Source organism: Kitasatospora sp. NPDC022785, assembly GCF_055561295.1.
Map to the genome: position 1 here is coordinate 119,486 of NZ_JBVHHB010000028.1, position 12,398 is coordinate 131,883.

Annotated in this window: 9 protein-coding genes; all 9 read left to right on the forward strand. The window is 73.4% G+C overall.

Annotated features, from left to right (window positions below):
* Positions 1-37: 37 nt before the first annotated feature.
* The 9 genes from ACZ3YO_RS32920 (at position 38) to ACZ3YO_RS32960 (ending at position 12,000) form a co-directional block, all read left to right on the forward strand.
* Positions 38-1,315, forward strand: a complete 1,278-nt coding sequence (locus ACZ3YO_RS32920; RefSeq protein ID WP_465576747.1) for a glycosyltransferase — start codon at positions 38-40, stop codon at positions 1,313-1,315.
* Positions 1,221-2,207, forward strand: coding sequence for a DUF6895 family protein (locus ACZ3YO_RS32925; RefSeq protein ID WP_465576750.1), 987 nt, complete (start codon positions 1,221-1,223; stop codon positions 2,205-2,207). Before ACZ3YO_RS32920 ends, ACZ3YO_RS32925 begins: the two co-directional genes overlap by 95 nt.
* Before the next feature lie 104 nt (positions 2,208-2,311).
* Complete coding sequence (locus ACZ3YO_RS32930) at positions 2,312-3,496, forward strand: radical SAM protein (protein ID WP_465576784.1); 1,185 nt, start codon at positions 2,312-2,314, stop codon at positions 3,494-3,496.
* Between the two features lie 2 nt (positions 3,497-3,498).
* Positions 3,499-4,701, forward strand: a complete 1,203-nt coding sequence (locus tag ACZ3YO_RS32935) for a DUF6895 family protein (RefSeq protein ID WP_465576753.1) — start codon at positions 3,499-3,501, stop codon at positions 4,699-4,701.
* The gene (locus ACZ3YO_RS32940) at positions 4,698-6,050 is read left to right on the forward strand and encodes an MFS transporter (protein ID WP_465576756.1); all 1,353 of its coding nucleotides are present in this window, start codon (positions 4,698-4,700) and stop codon (positions 6,048-6,050) included. The genes ACZ3YO_RS32935 and ACZ3YO_RS32940 overlap by 4 nt, the downstream gene beginning before the upstream one ends.
* 110 nt (positions 6,051-6,160) lie before the next feature.
* On the forward strand, positions 6,161-9,376 hold the full coding sequence (locus tag ACZ3YO_RS32945; RefSeq protein WP_465576758.1) for an ATP-binding protein: 3,216 nt from the start codon (positions 6,161-6,163) through the stop codon (positions 9,374-9,376).
* Complete coding sequence (locus ACZ3YO_RS32950; RefSeq protein WP_465576761.1) at positions 9,369-10,244, forward strand: S8 family serine peptidase; 876 nt, start codon at positions 9,369-9,371, stop codon at positions 10,242-10,244. The genes ACZ3YO_RS32945 and ACZ3YO_RS32950 overlap by 8 nt, the downstream gene beginning before the upstream one ends.
* A complete protein-coding gene (locus tag ACZ3YO_RS32955) occupies positions 10,234-10,911 on the forward strand; it encodes a GAF domain-containing protein (RefSeq protein ID WP_465576762.1) in 678 nt (225 codons plus the stop codon). Before ACZ3YO_RS32950 ends, ACZ3YO_RS32955 begins: the two co-directional genes overlap by 11 nt.
* A 135-nt stretch (positions 10,912-11,046) precedes the next feature.
* Positions 11,047-12,000, forward strand: coding sequence for an ATP-grasp domain-containing protein (locus ACZ3YO_RS32960; RefSeq protein ID WP_465576764.1), 954 nt, complete (start codon positions 11,047-11,049; stop codon positions 11,998-12,000).
* Positions 12,001-12,398: the final 398 nt, after the last annotated feature.

The following is a 12,398-nucleotide window of genomic DNA, read 5'->3' on the forward strand; positions in this document are numbered from 1 at the left end:
CCCGCTCGACGCCCGACCGCTCCGGCCCGGAGGCACCGTGAACATCCTGCTCTGCCCGCTCAGTGACGGCGGCTACCTCTACCCGGCGATCGCGGCCGGGCGTGAGCTGCGGCGCCGGGGCCACCGGGTCGGCGTGCTCGGCCGGTCCACCGCCGCGCCCGTCGCGGCCGGGGCGGGCCTGCCGTTCGCGGCGGCGGAGGACTTCGGCGGGCGGCGGGCCTTCTCCGCCACCTGGTGGGGTGCGACCGGGCTGGCGCAGTACCGCGCGACCGTGCGGGCGGCACGGGAGGCCCGGGCCGACCTGCTGGTCACCTCGGTGCTCTGCAACGGAGCGCTGCTCGCCGCCGAGGCACTGGACATTCCGGTGGCGGTGATCGGACTGTCGGTGCACCTCTGGGACTACCGGGCCGGCGGCGAGGGCGAACCGCAGCTGGGCCGGACCAGGGAGAGCCGCACCCACGAGTCCCTGGAGCTGTACGCCACGGTCCGGGAGCAGGCCGGCCTGGCGCGGCGGCCGTCCCGCTGGCCGTCCCGGTGGCCGGACAGCCCGCTGCTGGGCGAGGCGCTGCTGCTCCGCGGCGACCCCGAGCTGGAGCACCCGGGCGCGGTCCTTCCCGAACGGGTCCACCAGGTAGGGCCGCTGGCCTGGGAGCCCGCGGCCGACCAGGGCGAGCTCGCGGCGATCAGGGACCACCTGGACCGGTCCGGCAAGCCCGTCGTCTACGTGCACCTGGGCCGCTTCTTCGGCGGCGGCACCCCGTGGCCCCGCCTCAACGCCACCTTCACCGACGGCCCGTTCCAGGCCGTGGTCGAGCAGGGGCGGTCGACGGAGCCGCAACCCGACCCCCGCGCCGACATCCTGCTCGTGCGCAAGCCGTGGCTGGGCCCGCTCATCGATCAGGCCGGACTGGTGCTGACCAGTGGCACCTCCGCCCCGGTGCTCGCCGCGCTGCTGCGCGGCCGGGCCCTCGGGGTCTCGCCCAACGGCTCCGAGCAGCCGCTGCTCTCCGGGGCCTGCCTGCGGGCCGGCGTGGCCGTGCACATCCCGAGAGCGGAGCTGCCGGACCCGGCCGCGCTGCTCGAATCGGCTTGGCAGGACCAGAAGTTGCGGGATCGCGCCCGCGAACTCGGCAGCCGGCTCGCCGCGGTGGACAGCGCGGTCCGCGCGGCCGATGTCATCGAGCGGGCGGCTCAGCAGTCCGCAACCTCTAGGGAGAGCCATGGGTACTCGATCAGCCGGCCCGGACACCGCGGGAGTGGAGCGGCTGTCGGCGGGCGCACTGCAGTGGACAAGGCTCCATTCGGACTATCTTGACTCTCCGTCAGGCCGTGCCGAGCTGCCGGTGACCCCGCGGGTGAAGGCCCTGCTGCAACTCGCCCTGCTGCGCCGCTACTGGGCGAAGGTCGCGCCGGCCGATCCCGGCCTCGGCGAGGTGACCGCGACCGTCGACCGCGCCTGGCAGCGTCGGGACTGTCCGCACCTGCTCACCGTGGACCCGCGCTACGCCCGGCCGTTCCAGCTGATGTACGGCGCGCTGGCCCCCGCCGGGCGCACCGACGGCCCGTGGCGGGCCGGGCTCGCCCAGGTGGCGGCCGACGGCTTCCTGGCCCCGCGCGGCAAGTCGCCGTACCTCCACCTGGAGACCAGGTACTACGCCGATCTCGCGGGCGTCGGGCACCAGTTGCACTCCTACCGCGAGCTGTACGAGGCCAGCCTGCTGGCCCGACACGGCGACGGCCGGCCGGTGGCCGACCTGGACGTGTGCAACGTGACCCACACCGTCTTCTACCTCAGCGACTTCGGCTTCCGCGACCCCGGCCTGACCGGCGACGCCCTGGAGAGGGCCCGCCGCACGGTCTGCCGGCTCACGGACCACTGCGTGCACCGCGGGGACTGGGACCTCACCGCGAAGCTCGTGCTCGCGCAGTACTGCCTCGGCATGGATCCGCTGCACACGCCCTCGGGGGCGGCCGGTCTGCGGATGCTCGCCGAGGTCCAGTCGCCGGGCGGCGCGATCCCCGGACGGTCCGCCGACCAGCGGGCCGACGCGGCCGCGACCACCGTGGAGTTCTTCCGGAAGGCCTACCAGGCGACTCTGGTGACGGCGCTGACCTCACTGATCGTCCTCCACGGGCGGACTGGCGGGACGCCGGGCGGCCGGGCGGCTGCCGACGACCGGTCGCCGGCGATGCGGGGGGCACGGTGACCCGGGCACAGGCCGACCGGCCTCAGGCGCAGGCCGACGTGACCGCGGCGCGGGTCGACCGGACGAAGGCACAGGCCGACCGGACACAGGACGAGGCCGGCCGCATCGACGGCGGGCGCATCGACGGCGTGCGCATCCTCCGGGGCGAGCGGAACTGGTGGTTCCTCGGCCCGGGCGGCGGGGTGGCCCGCCTGCGCGCCGGCCAGCTGACCCCCGACGGAGCGCTGCGGCCGGGCGCCGAACGGCGGCTCCGGGAACTCGGAATGCTCACCGCCGCGCCGCCGCGCACCTATGCGCTGACCGTGCTGACCAGCACCCACTGCAACCTGGGCTGCGGCTACTGCTTCCAGAACACCAGCCAGGACCCGGACGGCGGCAGCCGTCCGCCGCGGATCGCCAGAACGCGTCTGTCCTCCCCGACCATCACCTCGATCCTCGACTTCACCGAGCGGCAGATGGCCGCCGCCGGCCTGGAGAAGCTCAGGATCCTGCTGTTCGGTGGAGAACCCCTGCTCAACCCGCGAGGCTGCCTGAAGCTGCTGGAACGGGCGGCGGAACACGGGCTGGCCTCGGCCTGGATGATCTCCAACGCCACGCTGCTCACCCCGAAGCTGGCCGGCCGGCTGGCCGACCTCGGGCTCGGCTCCGTCCAGGTCACCTTCGACGGCGACCGCGCCGACCACGACCGGATCCGGGTCCGGCGGTCGGAGGGGACCGGGACCTTCGACACGATCGTCCGCAACGTCGTCCGGGCCTCCGAGGCCTCCCCGATCCGGTGGATCCTGCGGGTGAACGTCTCCCAGGAGACCTACCAGGGCATCGACGTGCTGATCGGCCGGCTCGCTGCGGCGCTCGACCCCGCCCGGTGCACCCTGTACTTCGCCCAGGTGGGCGATGTGGGCGTCGGCTACGGCAACGACCTCCTGCACACCGGCGAACTGTCGGCCCGCTTCAGCGGGTGGCAGCGCCGGGCGCTCGACCTGGGCTTCACCGTGACCCGCCCGCAGGCCCACCGGCCGTGCTCCACCTGCGGTTACGGCGACGGCCGGTACGGCGCGGTGGTGAGCGCGGACGGCACGCTGGCGAGCTGCTGGGAGACCGCGGGCAAGGCCGACTGGGAGGTCGGCACCGTCACCGGCGGTTACCTGCCGGGCACGGTGACCCGGGAGCGGTGGGTCGGGTGCGAGGACCTCTACCGGCACGGCGAGGACGCGCGGATGCGCGCGGAGTTCCACGACACCGTGGACGCGGCCCTGCTCGACTACCTCGACGAGACGGGGCGCCTGTAGACATGTCATCGGATCTCGGCTCGTCGGAGCCCGACTCACCGGCGTTCGACTCAGCGGCGCTCGACTCACGGGCGCTCGACCCAGCGGCGCTCGGCCGGGCGGAGGCCGGAACGGCGGCGCTCAAGCGGCTCTCCGCAGGCACGCTCGACTGGCTGGGGCAGAACCTGGACCACGTGCGGGCCCGGTCCTCGGCGCACGGGAAGGCGAAGGCCGCGCTGGAACTGGCGCTGCTCTGCCACTGCTGGGCGCGGTTGGACACCGGGGACGACGTCCGGTTGGGCAAGGCGACGGCGCTGGTCCGCACGCTCTGGCAGCATCCGGAGTTCCCGCGGCTCCTGACCGCCGAACCCCGCTACGCCGCCCAGTACTGCCTGGTCTACGCGGCGCTGGCACCCGATGGGATCGACCGGACGCCGTGCCGGGCCGCGCTCGCCGGCCTGACCGACGACGACCTCTCCCCACGCGGGAAGTCGGCGTACCAGCGACTCGAACTCCGTTACTACGCGGACAAGGCGGGCGTGCGCCACACGCTCGAACCCTACGCGGAGCTGGCCCGGCAGAACGTTCTCGTCACGCTGTCGCGCGCCGTACGGGAGCGCACGGCGCGCGAGCGCTCGCCATCGGACGACGCGGCGCCGGCCACCGAGCCGCCGGTCACCGTCCCGGAGGCCGCCGCGGCGGCGGCCACCGCCCCGGAGGCCGCCCCGAAGGCCGCCGCGGCGGCGGTCTCCGAGGCGCCGGTCACCGTCCCGGAGGCGTACGCCGTCACACACTCCGCCTTCTACCTCAGCGACTTCGGCCGGTCCCGCCCGGTGCTGACCGACGAGGAGTCGGCGGCTGCGTCGGAGTTGGTCCGCTGGCTGCTGGAACACTGCGTCCGGCACGACTGGTGGGATCTGGCCGCGGAACTGCTCATGACCCAGGTCTGCCTGGGGCTCGACCCGCTGAGTACGCCCGCGGGCCTTGCCGCCGTCGACTGCCTGGCCCGCGCGCAGCGGCCCGACGGCGCGATTCCCGGACGGTCCGCGGCGACGGCTGGGACGGAGGCACCCGCAGCACCCGCGGCACCCGCACTATCCGCCGCACCCGCCACGATGCCGCCGACAGCAGCCGGACCGGCCGACCGGTACTTCGAGAAGGCCTACCACACGACCCTGGTGACCGCCCTCATGTCGCTGCTCGTCTCCTCGGCGCGCGCCTCATGACAGCGCGGCTGACCCTCATCAACTCCAGCTACACCCGCCTCTGGTTCGGGCAGGCCGTATCCTCCGTCGGCGACGCCGTCTTCAGCACCACCCTGGTCCTCTGGGTGGCCACCGTGCTGGCCAAGGGGGAGCCGTGGGCACCGCAGGCGGTCAGCGGCGTGGTGCTGGCCACGGGCGCCGCCGTGCTGTTCATCGGCCCGATCGCGGGGGTGTTCGTCGACCGCTGGGACAAGCGCGCCACGATGCTCCTCACCGAAGCGCTCCGCGGCGGGCTGGTGGCCGTCCTGACCGCGGTCTCCTTCCTGCCGACCCGCGACCTGCCGGTCGGGGTCTGGCTCGGCCTGGTCTACGTGACGGTGCTGGTGCTCAACGCGGCCAGCCAGTTCTTCACACCGGCCCGGTTCTCGGTCATCGCCGAGCTCGTCACGGGGGAGGCCGACCGGGCGCGGGCGGCCGGCATCGCCCAGGCGACCGGCCAGACCGCGTGGATCATCGGGCCGCCGCTCGCCGCGCCGCTGCTGTTCGCGGTCGGCCTGCAGTGGGCGCTGCTGTTCAACGCGCTCTCCTACCTGGTGTCGTACATCGCCATCCGCTCGGTGGACGTGCGCTTGGCGCCGGCCGCCGGCGGGGACCGGCCCGCCGCCGAACGGCCCGGTCTGGTCAAGGACTTCACCGCGGGCCTGCGGTTCTTCGGCCGCAACAGGTTCCTGGTGGCGCTGCTGCTGCTCGCCGTGATCGGCCAGTTCGGCATCGGCGCGCTGAGCACCCTGAACGTCTTCTTCGCCACCAGGAACCTGCACGCGTCCGCCGAGCTGTACGGCTACCTGGGGATGGCGATGGGGATCGGCGGTATCGCCGGTGCGCTGGGTTCGGGTCGGGTGGTGCAGTGGATCGGCGCCCGGCGGACCACCTGGATCGGCCTGCTGGTGAGCGGCGCCCTGCTGGTCCTCTACTCCCGGCAGGCGGCCTTCCCCGCCGCCGTGGCGCTGCTCTTCGTCTTCGCCGTCCCGCTCACCATGCTGAACACCGCGATGTCCCCGCTGCTGATCGCCGCGACCCCCCAGGAGTTCCGGGGCCGGGTGGTCGCCGTCTTCTACCCGGTGACCCGGCTGGCGTCGATGCTGGCCGCGGTGCTGTCCGGCTGGCTCGCGGGCAGTGGCCTGCGGGACTTCTCGGGTTCGGTGGCCGGTCTGCGGTTCGGGCCGATCGACACGATCTTCGCGGCGTCCGGAGTCGTCGTCGCGCTGGCCGGCGTCTACGCCCGGATCGCCCTCCCCGACACGGACGCCGCGCCGGCCGCCGAGCCCGAGGCGGAGCCGGCCGAACCCACCCTGGAGGGCACCCAGTGAACTGCTCCGCGTGCGGACGGCAGGCAGCCGAACCGGACAGGTTCTGCGCCGGCTGCGGCGCCCCGCTGGCGGCCGGCGCCGCACCGCGCGAGACGCGGAAGAAGGTGTCCATGCTGTTCCTGGACATCGTCGGTTCGACCGCGCTCGCGGAACGCCTGGACCCGGAGCCGCTGCGGCAGGTCATGGACCGGTACTTCGCGAGCTGCGGAGCCTGCATCGCCGAACACGGCGGGGTGGTGGAGAAGTTCATCGGAGACGCCATCCTCGCCGTCTTCGGCGCCACCGTGGCCCACGAGGACGACGCGGTACGAGCCGTGCGCGCCGCCGCCGGGGCGCTCGCGGCACTGGCAGGCCTCACCGCCGAACTCAACGCCGAGTACCAGGTGGAGCTGGAGGCACGGGCCGGCATCTGCACGGGTGACGTCGTGGTGCTCACCAGACCGGGGGACGACTTCCGGGTCGTCGGGGACGCGGTCAACACGGCCGCCAGACTGCAGACGGCCGCCCGGCCGGGCGAGGTGTTGCTCTGCGCGGACACCGCCGCCGTGGTGCGATGGCAGGTCGGCATCGAGCCCGTCGCACCGCTGCGGCTGAGGGGCAAGGCCCGCCCCGTGCCGGCCTGGCGGGTCACCGCCCCGGTCCTGGTCACCGAGAACCCCGCGCCGGTCACCCCCTTCGTCGGCCGGGCCGACGAGTTGGAGGAGCTGGAGCGCAGCTTCCGGCGGGCCCGTCAGCGGCGGCAGGTGTGCCTGGCCACGGTGGTCGGCGTGCCCGGCATCGGCAAGTCGCGCCTGGTGCGCGAGTTCCTGGCCACCCTGCCGGACGGCGAGGTGACCGTGCTGTCCGGGCGCTGCTCCGCCTACGGCCGGGGGATCACCTACCGGCCACTGGCCGAGATGCTCGGCTCGCTCCCCGGCGGCTGGCCCGCACTCACCCGGCTCCTGGCGGACGCCGCCACGCCGCCGGGGCTGGAGCTGGGGGGATCCGATCCGGCGGGCTCCGACCCGGCAGGTCCGCGTTCGGCGGGCCCCGATCCGGCAGGTCCGGATCCGGGCGGCCGCCACCCGGAAGGCGGGGCGCCGGCGCACAGCCTCGTGGTGCACACCCTCGCCACGGTCGTGGACCAGGAGGGGAGCGCCGGCCAGGCCGGCGTCGAGGACATCGCCTGGGCCGTGCGACACCTCCTGGAGGTCCTCGGCCGGTCGCGATCCGTGGTCATGGTCTGGGACGACCTGCACTGGTCGGAGGAGACCCTGCTCGACCTCATCGACGAGGTCGCCACCTGGCTGCACGACGTTCCCGTGCTGCTGCTCTGCGTCGCCCGACCCGAACTGCTGGACATCCGCAGCGGCTGGGGCGGCGGGAAGCCGTGCGCGATGACGCTGGAGCTCGGACCGATGACGGACGATCAGATCACCACACTGATCGGACAGTTGGCGCTTCGCGGCGACGTGTACCCGCAGGGCTACCAGGATGTGAACGGGCGGGTCGCCACGCTGTGCGACGGCAATCCGCTCTTCGCCGAGCAGCTCATGGACGTCTTCGCCGAGACGGACCCCGGCACCCAGATACCGCCCACGATCCAGGCGATGCTGGGGGCCCGGCTGGACCAACTGCCCGGAACCGAACGCGGCCTGCTGGAGCTCGCCGCGGTGATCGGGCGGGAGTTCACCCGGGACCTGCTGTGCGTGATGGCCGAGGCGGACGGCATCGGCTCCGCCGCGGCCGACGAGGCGATGGCCCGGCTGGCCCGGCGGCGTGTCCTCGAACGGGGTCCGGCCGGCACCGTCCGCTTCGCCCAGGCCCTGCTGCGCGACACCGCCTACGAGTTCACCCCGAAGACGCGCCGCGAGCGCTGGCACGACTTCCTCGCCGAACGGTTCTCCCGGGAGCAGCCGCAGGACGCGATGGCCGTGGTCTACCACGTCGAGGCGACCAGCCGGCTGCGCAGGCAGCTGCGGCCGGGGGACCGGCAACTGCCCTCGCTGGCCGGTCCGGCGGCGAACACCCTGATCACGGAGGGCATGAACGCCCTGGCCCGCAAGGACCTGCCAGCGGCCGTCCAACTTCTCGAGCGCGGACGGGAGTTGCTGCCGACCGGAGACCCCCGCCACACCGCGCTCGCCCTGCACGTCTGCGATGCCGGGCTCTGGCTCCAGGACGAGCAGCGGTGCCGCGGCGCGCTCGCCGCCGCCGAGGCCGCGCTCCCGGGCGACCGCCGCAACGCCGCCACCTGCGCGATCCAGCGCGCCATCGTCACGCTCCGGCTCGGTCTTGCCCCGCCCGAATCCGTGGCGGCGGACGCGGCGGCGATCGCGGAGGAGCTGGAGGGCGACCCCGAGGACGACCTCAGCCGGTGCCGGCTGCACCAGCTCCAGGCGCACCTGGAGCTCGCCATGGAACGCGCGGCCTCCGCAGAAGCCTCGTTCCGGCTCGCACTGGCGCGCGCACGGGCCATGAACGACCGCTACGAGGAGGACCGACTGCTCTGCGCCGTCTGCGAGTTGGCCCAGTGGGCGCCGACCCGCGTGGCCACCGGACTGGAGCTGTGCGCCATGCTCGCGCACCGGTTCGCCGCCAGCCGGACCCTGCTCATCCCGGTGCTGGTGACCCGGGCACACCTGGAGGCGCTCGGTGGCGACCTCGACGGCGCGCGGCACACCCTCGCCGACGCACTGACGTACTCCCGCGACGTGCACCTCGACCTGGCCGACGCGGTGGTGCTGGACGCCTCCGGGTTCGTGGAGTCGCTGGCCGGGGCCCACGACGTGGCCGAGGCCCGATACCGGCAGAGCCTGGGCGTGCTGCGCACCACGGAGCACGCCCCGGACTCCCGCAGTACCGAGGTCGCGATCGCCAGGGAGCTCTTCGCCCAGGGCCGGGCGGCCGCCGCCGCGTCGGCCCTGGACCGGATCGACCAGGAGGGCGAGGCCGCGAGCCTGCGGGCCCGGCTGGGCTCGGCGGCCCTGCGCGGCCGGATCGCGTCCGCCCGGGGGTGCCACGAGGAGGCCGTCGCCGAAGCCCTGGCGGCGCGGTCCATGGTCGCGGGCTCCGACGACCTGTGCCTCACCGGGGAGACGCTCTTCGACCTGGCGATCGTGCTCAGAGCGGCCGGGCTGACCGAACGGGCGATGGCGGAAGGAGCCCAGGCGTTGCGGAGGTTCGAGGCCAAGGGCGCCAGGCTGCCGGCCGGACGGGTCCGCGCGTGGCTCGGCACCGGTGATCCCGGCGGTGCCGGTGACGCCGGTACGACGGGTGCGGGCGCGGGTGCGGGCGCAGGTGCGGGTGCGGGTGCGGGTGCGGGGCAGGGTGGTCCTCGTGACTGACGTCCCGCCCTGGCGCAGGCCGCCGCGCGACCACTTCCCCGGCGTTCCCGCCTGGAGCATGCCCGTCTCCGTGGTGCCGCAGGAGCCCTTCGAGGTCAGCCCGCTCGGCCCCGTCACCCCCGAGTGGGCCTGGGGCGGCGCGGACGGCTCCGGGGTCCGGGTCTGTGTGCTCGACAGCGGGGTGGACGCCGACCACCCGCTCGTCGGCGGGATCGACCGTGCCATGGACGTGATCAGGGGCGAGGACGGCGACCTCACCGTCACGCCGACCGAACCCGGCGACGAGGCGGGGCACGGCACGGCCTGCGCCAGCGTCATCCGGTCCATCGCCCCCGCGGCGTCACTCACCTCGGTGCGCGTCCTCTCCAGCGGCCGGCACGGCAGCGGCGCAGCCCTGCTCACCGGACTGACCTGGGCCATCGAGGAGGGTTTCGACGTCATCAACATGAGCCTCTCGACGACGAAGCCCGACTTCCGCGACTCCCTGCGCGACCTGTCGGACTCCGCGTACTTCCGGCGCTGCGTCATCGTCGCGTCGGCCCACAACATGCCGGTGCACAGCTATCCGTGGCCGTTCGCCTCGGTTATCTCGGTGGCCAGCCACGACAGCCCCAACCCGATGACCTACTACTACAACCCGTCACCGCCGGTCGAGTTCTACGCACGGGGCGTCCGCGTGCCGGTGGCCGGACCGGGCGGCCGGCAGCTGCTCAGCACCGGCAACAGCTTCGCGACCCCGCACATCGCGGGCATCTGCGCGCTCATCCTGAGCAAGCACCGCTCGCTCACCCCGTTCCAGCTCAAGTCCGTCCTCTACCTGGCCGCCGAGAACGTAGCCGTACCCGATGGAGGTGCGCGTGTCGACTGACCCGCTGGAAAGTGCCGAGCTCCCGCAGCGCAGACTGCTCCAGTCGATCGTGGAGGTCGCCCGCAGCGTCTTCGGCGCGGCCGCCGCCTCCGTGCTCCTGGTGGACCGGGCGAACGGGGATCTGGTCTTCGAGGCGGTCGCGGGCGAGGGTGAACACCACCTGCTGGGGACGCGGTTCCCCAGCGGCACCGGGATCGCCGGCTGGGCGATGGTCTCCGGCCAGCCCGTGGTGATCGACGACGTGTCGGACAGCCCTCGGTTCGCCCGAAGAGCGGCGGAGTCCACCGGCTACGTGCCGCGCAGCATCATGGCCGCCCCGCTGATCTGCGAGGGCGATTGCGTGGGCGTGCTCGAAGTACTGGACCGGGACAGCCGGCAGCGCTGCGATCTCGGGGACATGGCCTCCCTCGGGCTGCTCGCGACGGAGATGGCGACGGTGCTGGAGCTGCTCCTCCAGCTCCGCTCCCGCGAGGCCGACCTCGGCACCCGGACGGCGAAGGACCGGGGCCCGAAGCTCGACCTTCCCCTGCTGCAGCGGGTGGCGGAGCGGCTCCCGCTGGCCTCCGAGCAGGTGGGCGCGACGGTGACCAAGCTCCTGGTGATGGCCGACGAGCTGCTGGCCGGCGAGCTGCCGGCAGCAGGGCTGCCGGCCGCCGGGGGTGGCTGACGGCGATGGCCGGCGGAGCGTGCTGGACGGGGGTGGCTGACGGCGATGGTTGACGGTCACGCGGCCTTTCTCGCGCAGCTCTCACAACCCGCGCGGGTCATCGACGTCCGGCCCGGGCCGGTGCCGTCTGTCCTGTTGCTCAGCCGCACGTGTGACAGCGACCTGGACGCGGTGCAGAACCTGCTCGGTGGCGAGGGAATCCGAACGGACCGGCTGAACGCCGACGAACTCGCCGCCGCTGATCTGGTCGTCGCCCCGGACGGACGGGCGGCCTGTCTGAACGGCCGCTGGCTGACCCCCACCGTGACCTGGATCCGGCACTTCTCCGTGTCCGCGATCGACAGCACGCAGGACGCGGCCCACACGCTGTTCCTGCGGGAGTCCTGGCAGGCCGCGGCCGGTCAGCTCGCGACGATCTCCGGGACGGCCATCCACGCGGTCCGGCCCGGACTGCTCTCCCAGCTCCGGCTGGCCCGGCGCCACCGGGTCGCGGTGCCGCGCACGATGCTGACCACCGACCCGTACCGCGCCCTGGACCAGTTCGACTGCTCACGGTTGGTGATCAAGGCAGCCCACCACCACTTCGTCGAATCCGCGCCGGGCCGGCTGAACGGCGTCTTCCCCGCGGTCATCGACCGGGACAGCCTGTCCGCCGCGCCGCGCCCCGGCCCGCCCGTGACCGTTCAGGAGTATGTCGAGCACGAGGCGGAGCTGCGCGTCTACTACGTGGCCGGGCAGATCCACGCGTTCCAGGTCGCCAAGGAGTCGCCCGCCGACCCCTGGCTCGCACCCGACCGGGTCGAGATCCATCCCGTGGAGCCGCCGCCGGCCGTGGTCGCGGCGACCAGGACCCTGGCCGCCGCGATGTCGCTCCGCTTCGGCGCCTTCGACTTCCTGATCCGCGCGGGCGTGCCGGTCTTCCTGGAGGTCAACCCCGACGGCGACTGGCACTGGGCCGAGCAGCGTGCCCGCACGACGTCCATCACCACCGCCGTCGCCGGCATGCTCGCCGACCTCCACCGCAGGACGCTGCCCTCACGGGGGGAATTCGACCTGCTCGGGTTCTTGTCCGGCCCGGGCTTTGCCTGAGAGGCCGAGTGGGCGTAGTGTTCTCTAGTCGCTCGGCAGGGAGCACCGGACACGCATCGGCGCGGACGGTCCCGGGGCGGCCAATCCCTAGAAACACACTTCCCGGTTCGGGCTGGGTCGCGTATTGCTTTTTTCGGCGACGCGGCTCGGGTCTTATTCGGTGTGCCCGTTTATATGGATTGCGGCCGGATTCGCCTTTCGAGGCGGGGATGGGCTAGAGTTTGAAACGTCGGACGGGGCGTCAAGCCGCAGAAGACAGCAGCGAGTTGGATGAATGAAGCGCCGGAAACGGAGCGGAAAGCGTCTGGTAAGCTGGAAACACGAAAGAACGAAGCGCCCGGAGGGCCCGCTGGAAGGCGGTCCGAAGGAAGTGTCCGTTCCTTGAGAACTCAACAGCG